Below are 22,917 nucleotides of genomic sequence, written 5' to 3'. Positions count from 1 at the left end.
TTCCTCTTATTTAATAATACCTACTTTTAAATTATCCATACTAGTTTGTGTATATTTAAGTATGTCCTGAATATCACCTAATGCAACCTTTAGAGGTTTATATAACTCAAAACTGCCTTTAATAAATCGGAAAAGTTGTTTCGTTTCTGGATGCAATACAACTAGATTAACCCATTCATTATAAAACCATTCATAAGTAGCTGAATTTTTGGTAATTGCATATTTTACCACTTCTGGAAAATGTTCGACAACTACTAACAATCGAACAGGGTCGTGTACTTCAATCATTTGATTGGGTAGTCCTGGACGTAAATCACCATCAATTCCGTTAGCAACACCTATTAATCCCATAACATTATGAGGCAGTTTAGATCCTGCTCCTAGCTTATGATTGTCTACTCTAGAAAAATAATATTCCAGATTAATACCTCCTCCTACTGGAGCTACTGCATTTAATATTCCTGCCAAATAATCGCCTTTAGGATCTACTTTATAATCAAAAGAATTTAAAAAGGAACGTCTATCTAAGAATAATTGTTCAGATACTGTTCTTCTCCCGACTATACACATGGCATTGGTAGCATGATTGAGTTCTGGACGTGGTTCGAATAAAGAAACAGAACGACGTTTAACGGAATTATGTATTTTTTTTAAATCATCTGATTTGGTTATGATTTCAAAACGACGAGAACGCTCAACAGCATTTTTATCCAAAGCTTTTTCAAAAGTTTTTTTGTTCTGGATGTGAATATCTAAATTGATTTGGGTCAATACTTTTTCATCATAAAACTCAATTTCATCACGAGTTGTATCATGTAGTGCTGGCAAGAATTGAGTAGTATTAGGAATTTCTATTCCTTTTTTTGATAAAAGAATACGTACTTCAGGATGATTGGCTGCAAAAGATAAAACTTTGGCATTTACGGAACTTGGTCTTCCGCTACAAGCACCACAGTCATAACCTGCAAAATGAGTATTATTTACACTAGTGGCACCATGCCCTACTACATATACTATGGGAGCAAAATTTTTCACAAGGCCTATAGATCTAAATAATCCTTCTACACGAGTAGCCATTTCTTCTACTGTAAAACCTACTTGTAACCCATCTTGTTGTAACCCATTATCGTTTTCAATTACTAATTGTGATTTTGGATTTAAATGTTTAAATGAAGCTGATGTTGCAGGGGTAATGGTGGGTTTAAAAATATTCAAAAATAATTTAAAAGCTGACGCAAAACCTAATGATTGGCTTATTAACCATCCAAATAACAAAGAATGTGTACGCTTGTGATAATGAAGATCTGTAGCATGTTTTTTCTTTCTGGGTAATTCTTTTACCAAATATTTAGGTGCTACTGGAGCTGGACAAAGCTTTGTAAAAAATTTCCCTTGTATTGGTTGATAAAAAAATTCAAAATTAAAGAAGGCTGCTGTACCAAAGGTTTGAGCATTAGGATCTTCTTCTTCTATATATCGTCTAAAAGAGCATTCTCTATCATCCATACAAAACATGGCTTGAAAACTCGTTTGTTTTTTAGGTCGTATTTGGGTACTCGTTTGTTGTATCCCTAATAATGCTTGGTTATAAAAACTCCATTCAAAAGCTTCTTGCCATATAGATAATACTTCAAAATATTCAGAATACTCAGGAGCTGAAAAAATATCTTCAAGTGGTTCTTGTAAATTGTAAGCAATTGGTTTCCAATTTTTGCCAAATTTTTGATCTAAAACATCTATTTCTAATAGTAATTCAAACTTTATAAGTTCTTGTAATGTAATCCTCTTTTTGGCTAATAATGAAACTGGATTTTGCTCCAATGTTGCCACCATACCACTCCAACCTGGATGTGAAAATTGTTGATCAAACAAATAATGGGTATAATAAGCCTCATTACCCACTATAATATGCAACAATTCTTCTATACTAATTTCACTTTGTAATAATGCTTTTGCTCTTGGCGTTTTAAAGAAACCGGTGATTCCATTTTTATCTAATTCTTTTATAGAAGCTAAAAATCCTTTATCATGAACAGGAAAAGGCCATACTGAAATTCCTTGATCTAAGTAACTACATAATACTCTAAACAAAATTCCATGTGTTGCTTTGTCTAAATTCATAGCATAGTATTCTTTCCATAAAGAACGTACACTACCTATTCTTGAAGATAAGGATTCATCATAAATTTCATTTAATACTTTATGTTCCCATAGTTTATATGAATATTCTAGTTTCCGATCATATACAACTTTTTTTAGAATTTCTTTCGAAATTTCACCATTAGCGTATTTAGCTCTGAATTCAGCTAATGATAAATAGGTTTTATAACCAAATACTGTAGATGCTTGATGTAAAGCATCAAAAAAAGGTTGTTTTTGAAAAGCATGCAAAGTATTGTGGTGCACAAAGTCTTTCAATGGATTTTGCGCAGGTAAGTAATGCGATAGTTCGTGAAGTACATCATGCTCCACGAATCGCTGATTCGTTAAATTCATTTTTAGGAAATATTTAATTAATACCTCTATTTTGATGTAAATACATCGCTTAAGGAATTAATTAAACTAGATCGTATTTCCAGTTACAGTAGAGTATATATAGGGGTTGATTATATATGAGTTTAAAACTCTTATAACCTATTGCATTGTAGTCTTTTTTTAATAAAAGTAACTGAAGCGAAAAAACATATTCTTTAGAGAAAATAAATTCCTCAATGTTATCATCTTCAAGGTCTAATTCTGTTAATTCTTCATCGTCTAAGCTCTGATTAACAGAAATAATTTTTGATTTAGAAGAATTCTTTTCTTTATCTATTTTTACTGGAATTTTTAAAAAATTCTCAGCATTAGAGAAACTTTTACCTGATATTGATAATAATAACAAAAAAGCCAAAAGGAATGAAATCCATCCCTTTTTTTTAAAAACTTTTTTATTATTTAGTATCTTAAACATCGAGTGTTTTTTATTTAATCTAACAAAGTCAAAATTAATAGTTTTTTATTCAATATGTACTTTCTTTTTAAATATTTTCCATAAAACAGGCAAAGTGGTAAAAGCTACAATTCCTATTACTATGAACTCTATATAATGTTTTAGATCTATTCCAAAACTTTGTAAAAATAATGTATGAAGATAGTGTCCTGCAAAAATCATGGAAAAAGCCCATAAAAAAGATCCTAGTATATTGTAGAACATAAATTTCTTTTTATCCATTTCAACGATACCCGCTACCACAGGAGCAAAGGTTCTGACAATAGGTAGGAAACGAGCAAACACAATGGCTCTGTTGCCATATTTATCAAAAAAATCTTTTGCTTGATATAAATATTTTTTCTTAAAAAAGAATGTATCTTTTTGATTGTATAAATAGTTTCCGCTTTTAGCTCCAAACCAGTAACCTGCCATATTACCAATAACTCCCATAAGTCCAACTAGGAAGGCAAAAACCGTTACATTTAAAAAGTCATTCCCCAAAGTTATTTGACTCATTAAGGTTTCACTATAAATTCCTGCAAGGAAAAGCAAACTATCTCCAGGCAAAAAGAAACCAGCTAACAATCCTGTTTCAGCAAAAACGATAAATAAAACGACAATTAATCCTATTTTAATTCCACCAAATTCTAATAGGATATAAAATTCTGGATTTAGTAATTGCAACCAATTGAACTCTTTCATAAATATTTAAACATTTAAAAGGGCGAAGGTACTATTTTTAGCACAATCACCCTTATTTTATTCATTAAATTAATCATAAAAATGATTAAACATCCAGTTGATACATTTCATGTAAATCAGAATTACAAGAAAAATTTACTTGTAAATCTGTTACGTATCCTGAATTCAAGCCATACACCCAACCATGTAAAAACAATTCTTGTCCGTTTTTCCACGCTGTTTGTACAATAGACGTTTTCGCTAAGTTTAATACTTGTTCCTTGACATTAAGTTCTACAAATCTATTGAAGCGTTCTTCTTCATTTTCTATAGAGTTAAGTTTTTCTTTATTAAAACGATAAATATCCTTTATATGTCGTATCCAGTTATCAATAATACCAAAAGAGGTATTTCCCATGGCTGCTTTTACTCCTCCGCATCCATAATGACCACAAACAATTACATGACGCACTTTTAATACATTGACAGCATAATCTAGAACACTTAACATATTCATATCTGTATGTACCACCATATTAGCTATGTTACGGTGTACAAAAACCTCACCTGATTTAGTTCCTGTAATTTCATTAGCGGGTACACGGCTATCTGAGCAACCTATCCATAATAAAGGGGGATTTTGTCCTTTTGCTAAATCTTTGAAAAAATTGGGATCTTGATTTAATTTTGTATCTACCCACTTTTTATTATTATCTAATAATTTTTTATAGAAATCACTCATTTTTTTTATTTAATTAATTCTTTTAGATTAAAATTAGTATCTAAATCGGATTTTATAAAAGCGTAGTCTTCATAAAACTCAACTAAACCTGTTTCTATGTTATACATCCCGCCTATAATTCCTATTTCTCCATTTTCTACCATTTGTTCTAAAATGTAACTTCTTTGTAAAATTGACTTGACGGTTCTCTTCACATTAATTTGCGCTACATTTTCTACAAATGTACTATTGTCTGAAGTCCTATTTTCTTTTGTCATACGTTCTTCATATACTGCTGGTTGCAATTTAGAAAGGAGTTCTGTTAAGTTTCCCATTTCTACATGATCACAAGCTCCTTTCACAGCACCGCATTTAGTATGTCCTAGTACCACTATTAGTTTAGACCCTGCTATTTTACAGGCAAATTCCATACTCCCTAAAATATCCGTATTTATTACATTTCCTGCAATTCTTACCGAAAAAACATCTCCTAATCCCTGATCAAAGATTAACTCTGCTGAAGTACGACTATCTATACAACTCAAAATGGTGGCAAAAGGCCATTGTCCGTCTCGTGTATCATTTACTTGTTCTAATAAATCCCTATGAATCTTTAGATTTTTTACAAATCGTTGATTTCCTTCTTTTAATATTTCTAAAGCGTTCTTTGGACTTATTTGTGACTGTAATTCTTTATTTAAAGTTCTCATGATACCTCATTTAGTTGTGTGTTCTACATAAATATGTTTTTCTTCCTCTCCTGTATTTTCTAATTCATACGCTTCTTTAAAACCAATCAATTTTACCTTAATATTTTCTTCTTTAGCTCTAACTTTCTTAAATTCTTTAATCAAATCCAATACATCATGTGCTATGTATACTGTGTCTGACGCATTAATAACTACCGAAGATTTTTCAGGAATAGAAGCTAGAGTTAATTTAATAGCCGCTTTATTTAAAAAGGAAACTTCTTGCGCTAGATCAATATGAATAAAATCACCTTCTTTATAATTTTCTTTTCTAAAATTATAAGCACGTTTCATATTTCCTTTTAAGATAAAAATCACACTTATTATTAAACCTAATGCTACTCCTTTTAGTAAATCTGTAAACACCACTCCAATCATAGTTGCAATAAAAGGAATGAACTGATACTTCCCTCGTTCATAAAAATGTTTGATTACTTTAGGATTGGCCAATTTATACCCCACTAATAGTAAAACTGCTGCCAAAGTAGCTAATGGAATTTTATTAAGAACAGAAGGTATGGCTACCGCACAAACAATTAGCAAAACCCCATGAAAAATGGCTGCCATTTTAGTTTCACCGCCTGCATTAACATTAGCTGTCGTACGAACTACAACAGATGTCATAGGCAAACCTCCCAAAAGAGCACTCACTAAATTACCAATTCCTTGTGCTTTCAACTCGTTATTGGTATCTGTATATCTTTTATGCTTATCCATTCTATCAGCTGCCTCAATACACAACAACGTTTCTATAGAAGCAACCACTGCTATTGTAACACCAACAATCCACACTTTTTGATTTGAAATTTGTGAAAAATCAGGCATTGTAAAACTCTCTTGAAACTCTACAAATGATTTTGGGACAGGTAATTTTACTAAATGATCGTCTAAAACTGCTAAAGAAGAACCCAAACTTACAAAAACTTGGTTTAGGATAATTCCTACCACTACGGCAACTAAAGCTGATGGCACTAATTTCAAATCTTTTAACACGGGTATTTTAGGCCATAAAACTAAAATGGACAAAGATATAATGGCTATTAGAGTAGCTCCCAAATGTATATTTCCTATAACCGAAAATAATTCAGAAAAAGTATTTTCTCCATCGGGTTGCAAAAATGCTAAATCACCTTCATAATCCTTATCATAACCAAAGGCATGAGGCAATTGTTTTAAAAATATAATAACTCCTATACCTGCTAACATTCCTTCAATTACATTATTAGGGAAATAATTAGATATAGCTCCAGCTTTTAGAAATCCTAAAATTATTTGAATGATTCCTGCTATAAAAACAGCTAATAAAAAGACATTAAATGATCCTAAATCCGAAATAGCAGTTAAAACAATTGCAGTAAGACCAGCTGCAGGTCCTGATACAGACAAATGTGATTTACTCAAATAACCTACAACTATACCGCCTATTACTCCCGAAATAATTCCTGCAAAAAGAGGCGCACCAGAAGCTAACGCAATACCTAAACACAAAGGCAATGCTACTAAGAAAACCACTAGTCCTGCTGGCAAGTCAGAACCAAGGTTTCCAAAAATATTTATTTTTTTTGTCATCCTAATTAAATTTAAATCCATAAAACATTTGAGCATAAAAAACACTCAACTCATTTTTGCCTTAAATCCATTCAGGAGGTAATATCTGCAATGTAAATTCAGTAGTATAATCTAACAAAAGATACATATCTACAACTTTTTGTAAATCTGTAAAATTAGAAGTTATTTGATAGTCAATAAAAAAAGAAATAAATTCCGTTTTTATTTCCTTAATTTCTTTAGTTTCTTTAGATTCTTTAGTAGACTCTTCTTCCTCTTCTTCTTCTAGTAAAACCAATGATAACTTAGCTCCCTTCTCTCTATCTACCAAAGAAATAACACTTGGAGTAAATTGAAAAAGGAATAAAAATAGTAACACTATTTTAATTAATGGTTTCATAGAGCTAAAATACCAAATATAATATTCATTTTATAATTAATAAGTTTTTTTTAACACGCTTTTTATTTATTTCCGTTCATATTGACAGCAACCATGAAGTTTTTCGTAATCTTCTTGACTTGCTTTTACATTTTTAGTGTCATGACCTATTTTCCCTATAGCTTTCTCCACATCTAACAATGTGCATTTTTCTTCATTTATTACTAAATGCAATACTTTTCCTTCAATAGTATACTGTGCCATTTTTACTCCTGAAATAGAAAAAGCAGCTTTTTCTATTCGTTTTTTACACATTTCGCAATTACCATTTACTTCTATATCGTATTTTGCTTTTTTATTTTTTTTCTCTTGAGCAAAACTCAAAATACTCATCAATACAGCTAAAATTAGAATTATTTTTTTCATTTTTTTAGAATATTAAATTTTTAAAAAGTATTAAATATTATTCAATAAAAGTATCATTTGTTTACTTTAAAACGCAAGCCAGCATAAATCATTTGTCCAAAAATGGGCGCGTATACTACTGAACTATCAAAATTTTCCCCAAATGGATTTTCTGCTCCTACAATAGCCTTTTGTTGTTTATAGTTACTTAAATTTTCAACTCCTGTATATATCTCAAAGACTGAAGAAAATGTATGGGTTATCTGTGAATTCATTACAACAAAATCAGGTGAAAATGAAGTTAATTCTAGATTTGTATTAGGTAATTGTTGCTTACCTGTCCAATTCAGTGTAAAATCAAAACGCCATTGCTTTCCTTTTTCTTTCATCCTTGTTGCATACTCGATATTAAAGAAAAAACGATGTTTTGGTTGTAAAGGACGTTGGTATCTACCCAATTTATAATCTGTTTCGATGTCATATAATTTATATGCTGAACGCAAGTTTAATTGTTTAATAATTTCTATATTAAATTCTGTCTGAAAACTATTGGCAAATGAACGTCCTTCTAGGTTATAAAAATTCACATCTTGATATGATTGCAAAACATCTATCACCACCTGATTTTGAAAATCAGTACGATAAATATCGACCGAAGCATCAGCATTCATCCCAAAAAATTTAAATTTCTGTAAAAACCCAAAGCCATAATTCCATGCTATTTCTGGGTGTAAACCATAAATCTTACCTGAATCTCCCAAAACATTCAAGTTTCTATTACTTGCAAAAAGAACTTGATTTTCGGCAAAAACATTAGCTGCTCGTTTCCCTCTTCCTATTGAAATTCTGAAAACAGCATCTTTCCATGGATTATAACGAGCATGAACACGAGGCGTAATAAAAAAACCTAAACGATTATGATAATCTGTACGTCCGCCTAAAATAATACTAAATTTATCCATATTATCATACGTATACTCAAAAAATGCTCCAATAGAATTATCTCTTCGACTTACATCTTTCCCCAAAACAAATTCATTATAATCATCAGAAGTAAAATTCAAACCCACGGCAAATTTGTTCTTTGTATTTTGTATAATGGAATTGAAAATTAAATTAGAATAAAAACTGTTTTGTTTTATATCATAAGTTCGTAACCCAAAATAAGAATTTTGATTATGTGTTGTAAATGCGTTTTGTAAACCAATACTTTGATAAGGAGCATCTCTCCATACATAACCAATTTTAGAAGAAAAATCCATCCGATCCGTATTAATCTCTGAACCCCATCTATTTTTAGTCAATTTATCTACCATCGGATTAAACTCTATTTGTCCTGTTAATTTTTCATCTTTCATATAACGAAAATTCAAAAAACTCACCCACCCTGTTTCAGCGTTAGCATATTGCCAACGATTCATCACATTTACTTGACGACCTAATGGATTATCCAAGAATCCATCTCCATTTATATCCATTTTAGATACCCTCATATTAGAATGCGTTAATAAAAGAGTGCTCCACTTAGTGCCTATTTTTTCTGTGAGATGTGTATTTAATTCAAAACGAGAATCAGTAGAACCATAAAAATTCAAGTAGAAAGGTATTTCTTTAGCTGGCTTTAACAACTCTGTATTTATTTGCCCCGAAATACTTTCGTATCCATTAATCACACTTCCTGCTCCTTTTGTGACTTGAATATTTTCTACCCAAGTTCCTGGAGTAAAAGACATACCATATACCTGTGAAGCACCCCGAACAGAAGGTATATTTTCTTCCGTGATTAATAAATAAGGAGAAGTTAATCCTAGCATTTTTATCTGCTTGGTTCCCGTCAGAGCATCTGAATAATTAACATCAATAGTAGGATTCGTTTCAAAGCTTTCGGCTAGGTTACAACAAGCTGCCTTTAACAACTCCTTACTAGACAAAACGGTGGTATTAGTGGGCTTTAGTAATGATTTTTGTATTTTTTCACGCTTAGATTGAACCGTGATCGTTTGTAGAGTGTCTACATCTTGTCCGAGTAGTACAGTGCTAACTAACAAACATATAAATAAATAGCTATATTTCATCTTTTTAATTAAATTAGTAAAAATTTACAATCGAAAAAATTTCCGAAAACCAATTTCACTAATTCAATTAAGCGTAAAATACTAGCCTAGAATATAATCTATAGAGCGGTGGCGCATGTGTATCACAATAATAAGCAAGTAGATTGTCTTTTTTTATTAAAGCTACTTTATATCTCTTTAATATAAGTTTGAACGATTCTAAAACAACAAAAGAAGGAATTTTAAGTTGAAATGATTTTATTAAAACATTTTCTGAAGTCGTTTTTTTAATTTCAACCTTTTTGTCTTTACAACAAGAATCTTGTATCTGTACTTTATTTTCACAACAATCTGAATCACTTTGTTTTTCAACATGTTCAACAGTAACAGCTGCAACTACCTCACCGCAATAATGGACATTAATCGCAAAACCTGTATTAGAAATCAATACAAGAAAAGCCAAACAAATATTTATAAAACGGCGGAGTTTCATCACCACAAATATATTAATTATTTACAATCCATAATTCTAAAACAAATGTTAATTATTTTCCAAATTCTTTTTTTGGTAATAAAAAGCAGGAATAAACAAAATTAAAAACAACGGTTGAATTAGAAATCGACGCATATAAAACAAGGTCATTACAAAAGTTTCATCACAAAATTCTAAAACTAAAACAATTAAAGAAACTAGAAAAAAGAAAAGAACAACATAAAGAAAAATTGAAATTTTAATGATCGATTTTTTTTGGAATAGCATATACAAAATAACCAAACTTAATACTGTATTTAAGCTATAACGAATCAACCAACTAAACACTAGCTTAAACAAACTATATTCTGGATATAAACTTCCTTGAAATTCTCCTCTAAAATACGCTATAAAAGGATCATAAAACCAATTTGATTCATAATTCCTAATCAATATCAAACCAAATACTGACAGAATAATTATTGCAATCTTATATTTATTTTGAAATATATTTCGCATATTTTTTTATCCAATACAACCAAAGTAAACACACTATACCATAAATAATGAAAGGAAACAATACTGAATGTAAAAAATGTTCATATTCAGGATAAAGATCATACAAAATCGTTAATAAAACGATTCTTAAAATATTGACAACATATATAAGAACACTTCCAAACCACAAGAACATAAATGTTTTTTTAAAACTTGTCGAAAAAGCGATTACAAAAGATTCAAAAAGAATAATAACACTTATTGCATTACAACCTTCTATTATACGAGCCAAATATTTCCCATTAAAATATAACTGATACTGTTCATTCAGAGCGTCTTCTACAATTTGAACTCTTTGACCTAAAAAGACTAATATTTTTCCCGTTGTATAAGACACATTTTCAGTAAAACCATCTACCTGATTTACAAAACCTGACAAATAAAGCCTATAAAGAATTGTAAGCATCAAATAAGAAACAAAAAATTTTCCTAAAAAAAGAAAAAAGGGGCGATATTCTTTTAACAATGTCTTCAAAAAATCATTTTTTAACAAATTTATATAATTTTTAAAAAACAAGTCATTTACATTTGCAAAAAACTTAAAAATCATGCCATTCGAAAATCTAAAACCACAGATCATATCTATCATAGCAAATGATTCATTATCCAAAAATGAAAAACTATTAAACATCTGTCAATTATTACAAGATAAAATATCCTATTATAATTGGGTTGGATTTTACTTTGCTAATCATGAAACACGCACCTTGCATTTAGGCCCTTATGCGGGAGCAGAAACAGATCATACTATTATTCCTTTTGGGAAAGGAATTTGCGGACAAGTAGCAGAATCTAATCAGAATTTTGTAGTACCTGATGTAAAAGCACAAGACAATTACATAGCTTGCAGTTTTACCGTAAAATCTGAAATTGTTGTTCCTTTATTTGTAAATGGCATAAACATTGGACAAATAGATATTGACAGTCATGTCATAGACCCTTTTACAGAAGCGGACGAACGCTTTTTAGAATTCGTAACTTCAGAAGTTGCTAAACTTTTTTAAAAATAATTCATAAATCATAATTTATAATTCATAAATATTTTTAACTTTGCACCCGTATTGAGAATATCTCAGTCTACATAATAATCATTTAAATAATATTAGAATGTATTTATCAAAAGAAAAAAAATCTGAAATCTTCGCTCAACACGGAGGAAAAGCTGAAAACACTGGTTCTGCAGAAGGTCAAATAGCATTATTTACTTTCAGAATTAATCACTTAACTGAGCACTTAAAGAAAAATCGTCATGATTACAACACTGAGCGCTCATTAGTAAAGTTAGTAGGTAAAAGAAGATCCCTTCTTGACTACTTAAAAAACAAGGAGATTAACAGATACCGTGCGATTATCAAAGAATTAAACATCAGAAAATAATCCAAAAGAAAAGAGGTGCCCGCGCGCCTCTTTTTATTTTTTAAATATTTCAAAACTAAAGTTTGGTTTTTCATTGGGTTTCAAACAACTACACACACAACAACACATCAACAACACAACTAGAACCCATTGTTTAATTTAACAAAAAAAGATTTTATGATCCCAAAAGTATTTCAAGAAGTTATCGATTTAGGAGATGGAAGAACTATTACAATCGAAACTGGGAAATTAGCCAAGCAAGCCGATGGGTCTGTAGTTGTGCGAATGGGCGACGCGATGCTTTTAGCAACAGCTGTATCTGCTAGAACAGCCAACCCTGGGGTAGATTTTCTACCTTTAACTGTAGATTATCGCGAAAAATTTGCGGCAGCAGGTCGTTTTCCTGGAGGCTTTTTTAAAAGAGAAGCACGTCCTAGTGATAGCGAAATATTAACAATGAGATTAGTGGATCGCGTACTACGTCCGCTTTTCCCAGATGATTATCATGCTGAAACTCAAATCATGATTCAATTAATGTCTCATGATGAAAATGTAATGCCAGATGCTTTAACAGGTTTAGCTGCATCCGCATCATTAGCCGTTTCGGATATTCCTTTCTATAATTTTATTTCAGAAGTTCGAGTAGGACGCGTAGATGGAAAACTAATTATCAATCCAAACAGAACAGAACTCGAAAAATCAGACATTGACATGATGATTGGTGCTTCTAAAGATTCCGTTTGTATGGTAGAAGGTGAAATGAAAGAAATTTCAGAAACCGAAATGATAGAAGCCATCAAATTTGCTCACGAAGCTATCAAAATTCAAATCGAAGCACAAGAAAGACTACGTGAGGCCATTGGTACTTTAACCTATCGTGAATACGAACCAGAAAAAAATGACGAAGCTATTTACAATAAAGTAAAAGATGCTTGTTATGACCAATTTTATGCCGTAGCTCAAGAAGCATCAGCAAAACACGAAAGAGGTGAAAAATTTGCAACTATTGCAGAGGAAGTAAAAGCCTTGTATTCAGAAGAAGAATACACTGAAAACGAAGATTTAAAAGAATTAGTAAACAGATATATCTATAAAACACAAAAAGCAGCTGTTCGTAATGTAATTCTTGAAAAAGGAATTCGTTTAGATGGTCGTAAAACAACTGAAATTCGTCCAATTTGGTCTGAAATTGACTATCTACCATCTGCTCACGGCTCCGCTATTTTTACACGTGGCGAAACACAAGCTTTAGCTACTGTAACTTTAGGCACTTCTAGAGAAGCTAATATTATTGATCTACCTTCTGAACAAGGAGAAGAACGTTTTTACTTACACTACAACTTCCCTCCTTTCTCTACAGGTGAAGCAAAACCATTAAGAGGCACTTCACGTCGTGAAATAGGACATGGTAATTTAGCACAACGTGCACTAAAAAACATGATTCCATCAGATTGTCCTTACACCATTCGTGTTGTATCAGAGGTTTTAGAATCTAACGGTTCCTCTTCTATGGCAACCGTATGTTCAGGAACATTAGCATTAATGGATGCTGGTATACAAATGGTTAAACCTGTTTCTGGTATTGCAATGGGACTCATTACAGACGGAGAAAAGTTTGCCGTATTATCAGACATCTTAGGAGATGAAGACCATTTAGGTGATATGGATTTTAAAGTAACAGGTACAGCTGATGGCATCACAGCCTGTCAAATGGATATCAAAATTGATGGACTACGCTACGACATTATGGAACAAGCATTAGCTCAAGCTCGTGATGGACGTATGCACATCTTAAATAAAATCATTGAAACCATTTCTGAACCAAGAGCCGCTGTTAAACCAAAAGCACCTAAAATCATTATGAGTTCAATACCTGCCAGTATGATTGGAGCGTTTATTGGACCTGGCGGCAAAAACATTCAAGAACTACAAAAAATCACTGAAACAACCATCGTACTAACAGAAGAAGGAGATAAAGGTATTGTTGAAATTTTAGGAACAAATCAAGCAGGTATAGAAACCGTATTAGCTAAAATTGAAGCCATGGTATTTAAACCTCAATTAGGAGAAGCTTACGAAGTAAAAGTAACTAAAATGCTAGACTTTGGCGCGGTTGTAGAATACACCAAAGCACCTGGTAACGAAGTCCTATTACATGTTTCTGAATTGGCTTGGGAGCGCACCGAAAAACCAAGCGACATCATAAACTTAGGAGATATTTTTATGGTTAAATACCTAGGTATTGACCCTAAAAACAGAAAAGAAAAAGTTTCAAGAAAACAATTACTTCCTCGCCCACCCCGTGAAGAAAAAAAAGATGATAAAAAAACAAACCCTCAAGGTTAATTAATTTTATTAATTCAAATAGATGAAACCTCGATTTTTTTTCGAGGTTTTTTTTTATTTTTTGTAACTTTTTATCAAGTGCTTACGTATAACCATTACAACTTTTAAAAAGCAAAGAGATTTTTAAATGAGACAGCTCAAAATTACTAAGCAGGTAACCAACCGTGAAACTGCTTCCCTAGACAAATACCTACAAGAAATTGGTAAAGTAGATCTAATCACTGCAGATGAAGAAGTAGAATTAGCACAACGCATCAAGGCAGGGGATCAAAGAGCCTTAGAAAAATTAACAAAAGCGAACCTACGTTTCGTAGTATCCGTGGCAAAACAATATCAAAATCAAGGTTTAACCCTTCCCGATTTAATCAACGAAGGAAATTTAGGACTAATTAAAGCAGCTCAGCGTTTTGACGAAACACGTGGTTTCAAATTTATTTCATACGCTGTATGGTGGATTCGTCAATCTATCCTACAGGCTTTAGCAGAACAATCTCGTATCGTACGACTTCCTTTAAATAAAATTGGATCTATTAACAAAATCAATAAAATGTATGCGCTCCTAGAACAATCTAACGAACGCGCTCCATCTGCTGAAGAAATAGCAGCTGAGTTAGATATGACTGTAAATGACGTAAAAGAATCAATGAAAAACTCAGGACGTCATTTATCTATGGATGCCCCGTTAGTAGAAGGTGAAGACTCTAATTTGTATGATGTACTACGATCTGGAGAATCACCAAATCCTGATAGAGAATTAATCCATGAGTCACTACGTACCGAAATCGAGCGTTCTTTAGAAACACTAACACCTCGTGAAGCAGATGTAGTACGTTTATATTTCGGTTTAGGCGATCAACACCCCATGACATTAGAAGAAATTGGAGAAACCTTCGACTTAACCCGTGAGCGTGTTCGTCAAATTAAAGAAAAAGCAATTCGAAGATTAAAACATACCTCTAGAAGCAAAATCTTAAAAACTTATCTCGGATAAGATCAATTTTCTAATAATTACTAACTTTACCAATAAAAGTTATAATTAAAAGATTATATACCGCAACAACAGTCCAAGACTGTTCGTTTTTTGATTGATGATTGAAACTCCGGCTGATTACCGGAGTTTTATTTTATATCTAATTCATAGAATAATTACAAACCATACTCACTAAACACAAACCCATTAATAGAAATTTATTAAAAATAAAAAGAACTTTAAATCTAAAAAATATTCTTTTTTGCCTACAACATAACAAAACTACATCTGTAAAAAAATCCTTTATATTACTTCCTCCTTTTACTTTTTTATTATAAAATTTAAAACATACCCCTCCTATAATAAACAAAAATCTTATTTTATATTTTATTAAATTAAACAAAATATTTTTATAACAAAAACTTGTTTTTATAAAACAAGTTTACTATATTTGACTTAATCATATTTCCATAAATGGTTATTATTATTAAAAACAAAATATGTTATGAAAGCACAAAAACCAAACGATCCTACTCAAATTGGTTATTACCTAACAAAACCCACCCCCAAATCATTTTTTAACCTACTCTATACCTTTATAGGTATATCCTTATGTATTTCTTAATTTTTTAAATATTTATAATTATGTCATTTAAAGCAAAATTAGCAGTAGCAGGAAAAGAGTACACAGTATTAAATGTAAACTACGGTTTATTTCAAGAAACAGACGCAACGGGTAGACCTTCTACTGTAACTAGAGGAGGAAAAATTGAATTAACAATTGAAGGTACTGCAGACACTTCATTCTTCGAGTGGATGACCAACTCATTTGAAAGAAAAGACGGAAGTGTAAAATTCTTTAAAAGAGACAGCGAAGCAGTTCTAAAAGAATTAAAATTTTCAGAAGCTTACGTAGTAAAATTCAGAGAAAACTTTGATTCAACAGGCGTAAATCCATTAACAGAAACCTTTACCATTTCAGCTAAAAAAATTGAACTAGGTTCAGGAGCTTACGAAAACGAATGGGTATAATCCCTTCAAAAAGGCGTTCCCTAAAAGCAACTTTTTAACCCCCAGTTCTTTGTTACTTTCCATAAGGAAATGACATTGGCTAGATCAATCATTGTATTACCCCCTAGGTTTTACACTGGTCAACCCTAGTCTAAAAAGAACTCCATTAAATGATAGTTGCGATCTTTTGGGATCGCCTTTTTTCTTTTTTCTTTCAAATAAACAACCCTAAAAACAAACAAACATGTCCTTTTTAGCTAAATTAGAACTAGACGGAAACACCTATAACATACTCAGTTGCGACTATAATTTTACACAACAAATAGACGCTACAGGAAAACCCGAAGGAATGCCTCAAGGAGGCGAAATTAATATCCGTATAGAAAGCAACGGAAAATCCAACCTATTACAATGGATGCTCGACCACAGTCAAACCAAAAACGGTACCATTACATTCTTTAGAAGAGATGCCATGAGCAAACTACAAGAGTTAAAATTTGAAAAAGCCTATTGTGTTTCCTTTTCCGAATACTTTGATGCTAAAAACAACGAACCGCTACAAATAGCCCTACGCCTAATGGCCAAACGATTTGTTCTAAACGAAGCTACACACGAAAAGAAATGGAAAGATTAAACAACAACTAAACAACTAAAACACATACACGCTATGGATACTTATAACAGTGACTACGGAAGACTCAATCATCCTGATGATATAGCACAATACGCCTCATTACGTTCCTTTAAAGACTTTTTAGCCGACAAATCCAGTCCATTAGTCTACTGCACCCTTACCATAGAAGGCAAATCCTTCCTAGAAAAATCCCATTTTAACCTACAGTTCCATCAAAAAACCAACGAACACGACACCTTTACCCTAGATACCCGTGCCGATTCCCTAGACAATGAAGAAGCCTACATCATGGAAAATTCTAAAAATTATCTAGGAAAAACCATACACATCCACCTGCACCGATTTGGAGAAATAAAACAAACCTTTACAGGCATTATAACCCATTTAAACCTTTTAAAAAAAGACGGTTACGGTAGACTATATATTACAGGACACGCTCCTACCATTATGTTAGAACAAGGACTTGAATCCCAAAGTTTTGAAAACAAAACCCTAGAAGAAATCTTTCAAGACATAACCGCCCAATACCCCAAAGACACCCTTCATACCATTGTCCGAAACAACAACACCCAAAATGTGTTGCCTTACACCGTACAATACAACCAAACAGATTATCAATTTTTACAACAACTTGCCATACGCTATGGCGAATACCTGTATTACAACGGACAGAGCCTAGTGTTAGGCAACAAAGTAGGCCCTAAAATCATAAACCTAGACGAAAGTGTAGACCTAGTACACGTATCCTTTGAAATATCAGTAAAACCACAACAATTTACCTACACCACCTACGATGTAGAATCAGGCACCAGCCTACAACGAGATAGCGCCTCGGCTCAATTACAAAATAAAGTCAACCCCTATCAACAAGTAGCCCTAAAAGCCTCAAAAAACGTATTCCATAAAAAACCCAACAAACTCCACAACCCCACGGGTATCAACAACCGAACCGATAGAGAGTTACAAGATGCCGTACGAAAACAAAAAGAACTCAGAGAAAACCTGATGATCGTAAAAGGCAAAAGCAAAGACCCCCAACTCAAACAAGGCGATCTAACCAAACTAGTTGATATAAACGACCGTCCTATGGAAACCTATCGCATCATAGAAATTCAACATTTTCATGATGGCAATAGCTATTACAACGAGTTCGTAGCCATTCCCGATTTATGGACCCCTCCTTATTTTGACGACAACACCTATCCTAATTGCGAAGAACAAACCGCACGGGTAGTAGACAACAACGATCCTATGAGTATGGGGCGTATACGCGTACAATTTCCATGGCAAGAAAGAAAAAACCAAAAAACCCCATGGATTCGCCTAATACAACCCCACTCAGGAGCAGGCAAAGGATTTCATTTTATCCCCGAAATAGGCGAAGAAGTTCTTGTAGGTTTTGAAAGCGGCAATGCAGAAAAACCTTTTGTACTAGGCACTCATTATAACGGAAGCGAAACCAGTGGGTACCATACTAGCGGCAATGATGTAAAAGCCATTCATACCCGATCTGGAACTAAAATTATTCTAAACGATGCCCAAGGTTCTGTTTTTATAGAGGATCCTAGTGGCAACACTTGGACGATGGACGGTCATGGGAATATTAATGTGAATGCGCCTAATGATATTACTATGAATGCTGGTGGAAATATTAGCATGACAGCAGGAATGAATATTACAACCTCCGCTGGTATGAATATAACTGAAAGTGCTAGAGCTAATAAATCAGTAACAGTGGGTATGATGAATAGTTTATTTGTAGCAGGCAATAGTTTAATAGATGTCAAAGGTAACTTAATAGAGAATATTATTGGAAATCTAGAATCGCACACTGAAAAGGAAAGGATTACAAATAGCCAAAAAGGAATTACCTCTAGTAGTGAAGGCGAAATAGCTAAACATTCAAAAAAAGAAGCAAAAATAAACAGTGCTGAACAATCTAAATCTTTTTAAAAAATGACTAGGATAAGAAATGTTGGCGGAAAAATTATAGAGACAACAAAAGGAAATGATATTTGGTATGCCAAAGAAGATATAGTATTAAATTCACTTAAATCTATAAGTTTTAAAGGTGATGAAAAAGGTGTGAGTTATGGGAAGCCTGAAAGTCCAGAAATAACCGTAGAAAAATCAACATACAAACTGGAAAGTGATTATGCACACAATCAATTATGTAATTTAGCTGATGAATTAGGCGAAATAACGTTTATGCTTTTTGCGTATAAAATTTTTGGATCCGATATTGAAACTCAAGCTTTAAGTAAACTATACAGAGCATTAAGTGATCGTAAAATCAATAATCCAGAGATTTTAGTTTCAATATATCCTGTTCAAGGAAAACCAGCTGGCTATAGCAATAAAAGAAAACAAATAATTGTGTATGAAAAATTTATAGAAGAAGCTTCCAAGGACAATGAAAAAAGTGCGGAACTTCTCGCTACATTAGTTGAAGAATATGGCCATCATATAGATAATTTATTAAGAACTGAATTGTTAACTAATGAAATTGCTGATGAAGATGTAATTGATGAAGGAGCTAGATTTGCATATCAACTATTCAAATTCGACATATTTAAAGAGACCACTTTAACTTATGCAAAAGCAGAGATACCATCTTATAAAGGAGATTTAAAAGTAGATTTTTCTAAATTACAAAATGAAATTACAAAATTTGTAGATGAAACGAATCAATTTGATGAAGTATCAGGAGAAGACATTTCTAACTATGGCGCAGGAAGAAACCGTAAAGAAAATAAAAATAATGCATACGCACACGGGGATATTGAGTTTGAAGCTCTGAGGAAGAAAGATTTATTTTCTAGCCAGCAAGTCAGAAATATTTATTATGGGAATTGGCTCCGTGATTTTTCTCAAATTATCGTAGGAATTTCTATTAGAAGTACAAATGTAGCAACAGAGGTTCAGAAAAAATACAAAGTAGTTAGAGAGGCAGCTCCGATGAAATTTTCACATCAAGGATTAGTTTCATTGATGGAAATATTAGCAATTAAAGAATTCGTTTATGAAGCCGAAAAGGAAGATAAAAGAACACCTTCTGAAAATTATTATACTCTCAGAGAAAAATTCAATAAAAATTTTGGCGGATTAACAAAAGATATTTTGGGAATTTATAGACCTGAAGAACATATTGACAATCCTAAAGGTTTACTTGATGAATCTAAAATTACTGATGATAAAGGCAAAATAATTTCATTTACTTACAATGGAAAGTTAAAAACGCTTTATGCAGGCGATAATGGTATATCTTGGAAAATTGACAAAACTCGCAATATGTCCAACTTTTTCTGGATAGATTATCCTGAACGTCCAGCAACCGTGACCTATATGAAGGAACAAATAGTTTTAGCTTGTTCTAAAGGTCAAACTGTAGAAGGATTCAGACATTTAGGTGCTGCCTTACACGTACTGGAAGATTTTTTTGCCCATACTAATTTCGTAGAATTATTATTGCGAAAAGCTGGAGCAGATGTTTATCCTTGGATTGAAAAATACAAAGGAAAAAGTTACAAAGAATTGCCTGTAGTAAGTGGAACTTTTCTTACTGATGATACCATTGCCAGTGTAGGACCTAAAGTTGCCGAGCTTTTTTTTAAGCCTCATATTGAAGAGTATAAACGTAGAAAACCAAAAGAAAGAACTTTAGGAGAAATGTTTGTTTTGCAAGCATTACAAGATTTGGCTAAAGGACAGAAAAGTGATACGGCAAAAAAGAGTTCATCATATGTAGGTGTTGAAATTTCTACTTGGCTTAATTGGTTTGAGAGCTATTTGAAATTTCAAGATGCTATGGCAACTATGTATCAAAACGCTGATAAAAAAGAATGGGGCATTACTACTTTTGCTGAAAAAGCTGGTGTTAAAGTATTAGAAGCTACTCAAAAATCGATGGATTATAGTGCCCAGATAATGTCTATATTCCCAAAGCTAGTCATCAATATTATACTCAATTCTTTTGACGAAGTAATCCCAGAAGCACAAAGTCACATCAATACAAAATATGGTAACAGTCCCTCTCATTCTCAACTAGCAAAAGATTCATTAACCCACCCTCTCAACAAACTCTCTGCCGAATTGTCAAAAATTGCCGTTGAAGATGTGGGTAGAAAATTTAAACAAGGGATGAATGGTACTCAATTAGCCAATTATGTAGCAGAAACCTACTTTGTTCATCCTTCATCAACTAAAACGATGTGGACAAATAAAAAAATAAACGATTGGTTAAAAGACACCCCTCAAAGTATTCTAGAAAAATTAAAATATGCTACTATCTATGAGCATAGCCATCATAAGACAGAAGTTCTCAATGATAAAACGGTCAAAAAAATAAAAGAAATAATGAACTATTTTAAAGAAAACACTCAATGAAAATAAAATCATTTTTATGCATTATCATATTAACTTTTTTAAATGTAAGTTGCCAAGTGAAACAAGATAAAAAAATAGATTTAGAAATCGCTACTATCAAAGTTGATAGCTGTGGTATTTACTACAAGGGCAAGCGCTTAGATTTAGGCGACTCAGTTTCTCAATGGGAAAGGGTATTAGGAAAACCTGACAGGACTACGGATCAAGGTTATACTTGGGATAAATTAGGAATTTCCATAAGCGATTGGGAAATAGGAGAAAACGTGGTAGATGCTATTTACATTTATTTTGTCAATTTGGACAGTCCTGATGGAAAAGCTGGATTATTAAGTAAGGCTAGAGAGTGGAAACAGAGTACAGATGAAGAAATAAAAGAGGCTGAAAAATGGGCGGAAGAAATGAAAAAACTTCCTGAATATAAAAAAGAAGAAGATTTTCAAATTATTAAGGGACAAATTGATGAATTATATAAAAAAAATTATGTCTATCCTTTTACAACTTACCAAGGAATGGTTAATTTACATGGAAATCCAGTAGGAGCAGGAATGAAAGTTAAAGAAATCAACGAAAATCGTGAAAAATTATCTTTTTCAGATCGGTTTGGTTATGTTGATCAAGATATTGATGGCGTGAATGATTCTCACAATTCAACAGATACTTTTGGAGGCGATTATCGCGCACCAGGTTGCGAGTGTAAAGACGGTAGGTTACAGTATTATGAATTAACTTTTACCTCTAACGGAACACTAGAGTTCCTTAAAATAGCTCGTGAAGAGAAAACAAATTATGAATTCAGGAAAGAATACAGAAAAAATAACTAATAGTACTAAGTCATGAAGTTAAGTTTTTATCTATATCTGATCCTTTTAAGTTTCATAAATGTAAGTTGCCAAATGAAACAAGAAAAAAAAATAGATTTAGAAACCGCTACGATCAAAGTAGATAGTTGTGGTATTTATTACAAAGGCCATCGCTTAGATTTAGGCGACTCGGTGGCACAATGGGAAAAAGTTTTAGGAAAACCAGATAGAACTACGGATCAAGGTTACACTTGGGATAAATTAGGAATTTCCATAAGCGATTGGGAAATAGGAGAAAACGTGGTAGATGCTATTTACATTTATTTTGTCAATTTGGACAGTCCTGATGGAAAAGCTGGATTATTAAGTAAGGCTAGAGAGTGGAAACAGAGTACAGATGAAGAAATAAAAGAGGCTGAAAAATGGGCGGAAGAAATGAAAAAACTTCCTGAATATAAAAAAGAAGAAGATTTTCAAATTATTAAGGGACAAATTGATGAATTATATAAAAAAAATTATGTCTATCCTTTTACAACTTACCAAGGAATGGTTAATTTACATGGAAATCCAGTAGGAGCAGGAATGAAAGTTAAAGAAATCAACGAAAATCGTGAAAAATTATCTTTTTCAGATCGGTTTGGTTATGTTGATCAAGATATTGATGGCGTGAATGATTCTCACAATTCAACAGATACTTTTGGAGGCGATTATCGCGCACCAGGTTGCGAGTGTAAAGACGGTAGGTTACAGTATTATGAATTAACTTTTACCTCTAACGGAACACTAGAGTTCCTTAAAATAGCTCGTGAAGAGAAAACAAATTATGAATTCAGGAAAGAATACAGAAAAAATAACTAATAGTACTAAGTCATGAAG

General features: G+C 32.4%; 22 protein-coding genes. 10 read left to right on the top strand and 12 right to left on the bottom strand.

Annotated features, from left to right (window positions below):
• Positions 1-6: 6 nt before the first annotated feature.
• From ACUXZJ_RS08875 to xrtF, 12 genes are all read right to left on the bottom strand, one after another.
• Positions 7-2,496 carry a YbcC family protein gene (locus tag ACUXZJ_RS08875; RefSeq protein WP_446194739.1) on the bottom strand — a complete coding sequence of 830 codons (2,490 nt, stop codon included), beginning with the start codon at positions 2,494-2,496 and terminating at the stop codon, positions 7-9.
• 61 nt (positions 2,497-2,557) lie between these two features.
• Entirely contained in the window at positions 2,558-2,950 is a 393-nt protein-coding gene (locus tag ACUXZJ_RS08870) for a hypothetical protein (RefSeq protein WP_063744091.1), read from the bottom strand.
• A 45-nt stretch (positions 2,951-2,995) separates the two neighbouring features.
• Positions 2,996-3,673, bottom strand: a complete 678-nt coding sequence (locus tag ACUXZJ_RS08865) for a DedA family protein (RefSeq protein WP_063744092.1) — start codon at positions 3,671-3,673, stop codon at positions 2,996-2,998.
• 85 nt (positions 3,674-3,758) lie between these two features.
• Positions 3,759-4,394 (bottom strand): carbonate dehydratase, encoded by a 636-nt coding sequence (gene can, locus ACUXZJ_RS08860; RefSeq protein ID WP_014166455.1) that lies wholly within the window; start codon positions 4,392-4,394, stop codon positions 3,759-3,761.
• Between the two features lie 5 nt (positions 4,395-4,399).
• On the bottom strand, positions 4,400-5,083 hold the full coding sequence (locus ACUXZJ_RS08855) for a carbonic anhydrase family protein (protein ID WP_060381794.1): 684 nt from the start codon (positions 5,081-5,083) through the stop codon (positions 4,400-4,402).
• Positions 5,084-5,089: 6 nt separating this feature from the next.
• Positions 5,090-6,691, bottom strand: coding sequence for a SulP family inorganic anion transporter (locus ACUXZJ_RS08850; protein ID WP_060383806.1), 1,602 nt, complete (start codon positions 6,689-6,691; stop codon positions 5,090-5,092).
• Between the two features lie 61 nt (positions 6,692-6,752).
• Positions 6,753-7,070 (bottom strand): hypothetical protein, encoded by a 318-nt coding sequence (locus tag ACUXZJ_RS08845; RefSeq protein WP_060381793.1) that lies wholly within the window; start codon positions 7,068-7,070, stop codon positions 6,753-6,755.
• 66 nt (positions 7,071-7,136) lie between these two features.
• Positions 7,137-7,475, bottom strand: a complete 339-nt coding sequence (locus ACUXZJ_RS08840; protein ID WP_060381792.1) for a heavy-metal-associated domain-containing protein — start codon at positions 7,473-7,475, stop codon at positions 7,137-7,139.
• Between the two features lie 53 nt (positions 7,476-7,528).
• Positions 7,529-9,529 carry a TonB-dependent receptor plug domain-containing protein gene (locus ACUXZJ_RS08835; RefSeq protein WP_060381791.1) on the bottom strand — a complete coding sequence of 667 codons (2,001 nt, stop codon included), beginning with the start codon at positions 9,527-9,529 and terminating at the stop codon, positions 7,529-7,531.
• A gap of 67 nt (positions 9,530-9,596) precedes the next feature.
• Positions 9,597-10,001: an HYC_CC_PP family protein gene (locus ACUXZJ_RS08830; protein ID WP_063744093.1), complete on the bottom strand. Its 405-nt coding sequence runs from the start codon at positions 9,999-10,001 to the stop codon at positions 9,597-9,599.
• A gap of 48 nt (positions 10,002-10,049) precedes the next feature.
• A complete protein-coding gene (locus ACUXZJ_RS08825) occupies positions 10,050-10,499 on the bottom strand; it encodes an exosortase F system-associated membrane protein (protein WP_060381789.1) in 450 nt (149 codons plus the stop codon).
• Positions 10,477-11,013, bottom strand: a complete 537-nt coding sequence (gene xrtF / locus ACUXZJ_RS08820) for an exosortase family protein XrtF (RefSeq protein ID WP_063744201.1) — start codon at positions 11,011-11,013, stop codon at positions 10,477-10,479. The genes ACUXZJ_RS08825 and xrtF overlap by 23 nt, the downstream gene beginning before the upstream one ends.
• Positions 11,014-11,086: 73 nt before the next feature.
• On the opposite strand from xrtF, the gene ACUXZJ_RS08815 reads away from it, so the two are divergent.
• The 10 genes from ACUXZJ_RS08815 (at position 11,087) to ACUXZJ_RS08770 (ending at position 22,899) form a co-directional block, all read left to right on the top strand.
• Positions 11,087-11,542, top strand: coding sequence for a GAF domain-containing protein (locus ACUXZJ_RS08815; protein WP_060381788.1), 456 nt, complete (start codon positions 11,087-11,089; stop codon positions 11,540-11,542).
• Between the two features lie 103 nt (positions 11,543-11,645).
• Positions 11,646-11,915 carry a 30S ribosomal protein S15 gene (rpsO, locus tag ACUXZJ_RS08810; protein ID WP_060381787.1) on the top strand — a complete coding sequence of 90 codons (270 nt, stop codon included), beginning with the start codon at positions 11,646-11,648 and terminating at the stop codon, positions 11,913-11,915.
• A 156-nt stretch (positions 11,916-12,071) separates the two neighbouring features.
• Positions 12,072-14,240: a polyribonucleotide nucleotidyltransferase gene (locus tag ACUXZJ_RS08805; protein WP_060381786.1), complete on the top strand. Its 2,169-nt coding sequence runs from the start codon at positions 12,072-12,074 to the stop codon at positions 14,238-14,240.
• A gap of 127 nt (positions 14,241-14,367) precedes the next feature.
• Complete coding sequence (locus tag ACUXZJ_RS08800; protein WP_014164868.1) at positions 14,368-15,231, top strand: sigma-70 family RNA polymerase sigma factor; 864 nt, start codon at positions 14,368-14,370, stop codon at positions 15,229-15,231.
• 624 nt (positions 15,232-15,855) lie between these two features.
• Entirely contained in the window at positions 15,856-16,242 is a 387-nt protein-coding gene (gene tssD / locus ACUXZJ_RS08795; protein WP_060381383.1) for a type VI secretion system tube protein TssD, read from the top strand.
• Positions 16,243-16,465: 223 nt separating this feature from the next.
• Positions 16,466-16,855: a type VI secretion system tube protein TssD gene (gene tssD / locus ACUXZJ_RS08790; RefSeq protein WP_060381384.1), complete on the top strand. Its 390-nt coding sequence runs from the start codon at positions 16,466-16,468 to the stop codon at positions 16,853-16,855.
• 33 nt (positions 16,856-16,888) lie between these two features.
• Positions 16,889-18,808 (top strand): type VI secretion system Vgr family protein, encoded by a 1,920-nt coding sequence (locus ACUXZJ_RS08785; protein ID WP_060381783.1) that lies wholly within the window; start codon positions 16,889-16,891, stop codon positions 18,806-18,808.
• A gap of 3 nt (positions 18,809-18,811) precedes the next feature.
• A complete protein-coding gene (locus ACUXZJ_RS08780; protein ID WP_060381782.1) occupies positions 18,812-21,241 on the top strand; it encodes an HET-C-related protein in 2,430 nt (809 codons plus the stop codon).
• Between the two features lie 56 nt (positions 21,242-21,297).
• A complete protein-coding gene (locus ACUXZJ_RS08775) occupies positions 21,298-22,062 on the top strand; it encodes a DUF7738 domain-containing protein (protein ID WP_158512437.1) in 765 nt (254 codons plus the stop codon).
• Between the two features lie 72 nt (positions 22,063-22,134).
• Positions 22,135-22,899 carry a DUF7738 domain-containing protein gene (locus tag ACUXZJ_RS08770; protein WP_446194728.1) on the top strand — a complete coding sequence of 255 codons (765 nt, stop codon included), beginning with the start codon at positions 22,135-22,137 and terminating at the stop codon, positions 22,897-22,899.
• The last annotated feature ends 18 nt before the right edge of the window (positions 22,900-22,917 follow it).

Source organism: Flavobacterium sp. TN-1, assembly GCF_052828645.1.
Note: the sequence above shows the minus strand (reverse complement) of the source record. Positions and strands in the feature narration are given on the sequence as shown.

Coding starts and splice junctions, on each gene's coding strand:
- ACUXZJ_RS08875 (WP_446194739.1), bottom strand. CDS start 2,496: ATGAATTTAACGAATCAGCGATTCGTGGAGCATGATGTACTTCACGAA.
- ACUXZJ_RS08870 (WP_063744091.1), bottom strand. CDS start 2,950: ATGTTTAAGATACTAAATAATAAAAAAGTTTTTAAAAAAAAGGGATGG.
- ACUXZJ_RS08865 (WP_063744092.1), bottom strand. CDS start 3,673: ATGAAAGAGTTCAATTGGTTGCAATTACTAAATCCAGAATTTTATATC.
- can (WP_014166455.1), bottom strand. CDS start 4,394: ATGAGTGATTTCTATAAAAAATTATTAGATAATAATAAAAAGTGGGTA.
- ACUXZJ_RS08855 (WP_060381794.1), bottom strand. CDS start 5,083: ATGAGAACTTTAAATAAAGAATTACAGTCACAAATAAGTCCAAAGAAC.
- ACUXZJ_RS08850 (WP_060383806.1), bottom strand. CDS start 6,691: ATGACAAAAAAAATAAATATTTTTGGAAACCTTGGTTCTGACTTGCCA.
- ACUXZJ_RS08845 (WP_060381793.1), bottom strand. CDS start 7,070: ATGAAACCATTAATTAAAATAGTGTTACTATTTTTATTCCTTTTTCAA.
- ACUXZJ_RS08840 (WP_060381792.1), bottom strand. CDS start 7,475: ATGAAAAAAATAATTCTAATTTTAGCTGTATTGATGAGTATTTTGAGT.
- ACUXZJ_RS08835 (WP_060381791.1), bottom strand. CDS start 9,529: ATGAAATATAGCTATTTATTTATATGTTTGTTAGTTAGCACTGTACTA.
- ACUXZJ_RS08830 (WP_063744093.1), bottom strand. CDS start 10,001: ATGAAACTCCGCCGTTTTATAAATATTTGTTTGGCTTTTCTTGTATTG.
- ACUXZJ_RS08825 (WP_060381789.1), bottom strand. CDS start 10,499: ATGCGAAATATATTTCAAAATAAATATAAGATTGCAATAATTATTCTG.
- ACUXZJ_RS08815 (WP_060381788.1), top strand. CDS start 11,087: ATGCCATTCGAAAATCTAAAACCACAGATCATATCTATCATAGCAAAT.
- rpsO (WP_060381787.1), top strand. CDS start 11,646: ATGTATTTATCAAAAGAAAAAAAATCTGAAATCTTCGCTCAACACGGA.
- ACUXZJ_RS08805 (WP_060381786.1), top strand. CDS start 12,072: ATGATCCCAAAAGTATTTCAAGAAGTTATCGATTTAGGAGATGGAAGA.
- ACUXZJ_RS08800 (WP_014164868.1), top strand. CDS start 14,368: ATGAGACAGCTCAAAATTACTAAGCAGGTAACCAACCGTGAAACTGCT.
- tssD (WP_060381383.1), top strand. CDS start 15,856: ATGTCATTTAAAGCAAAATTAGCAGTAGCAGGAAAAGAGTACACAGTA.
- tssD (WP_060381384.1), top strand. CDS start 16,466: ATGTCCTTTTTAGCTAAATTAGAACTAGACGGAAACACCTATAACATA.
- ACUXZJ_RS08785 (WP_060381783.1), top strand. CDS start 16,889: ATGGATACTTATAACAGTGACTACGGAAGACTCAATCATCCTGATGAT.
- ACUXZJ_RS08780 (WP_060381782.1), top strand. CDS start 18,812: ATGACTAGGATAAGAAATGTTGGCGGAAAAATTATAGAGACAACAAAA.
- ACUXZJ_RS08770 (WP_446194728.1), top strand. CDS start 22,135: ATGAAACAAGAAAAAAAAATAGATTTAGAAACCGCTACGATCAAAGTA.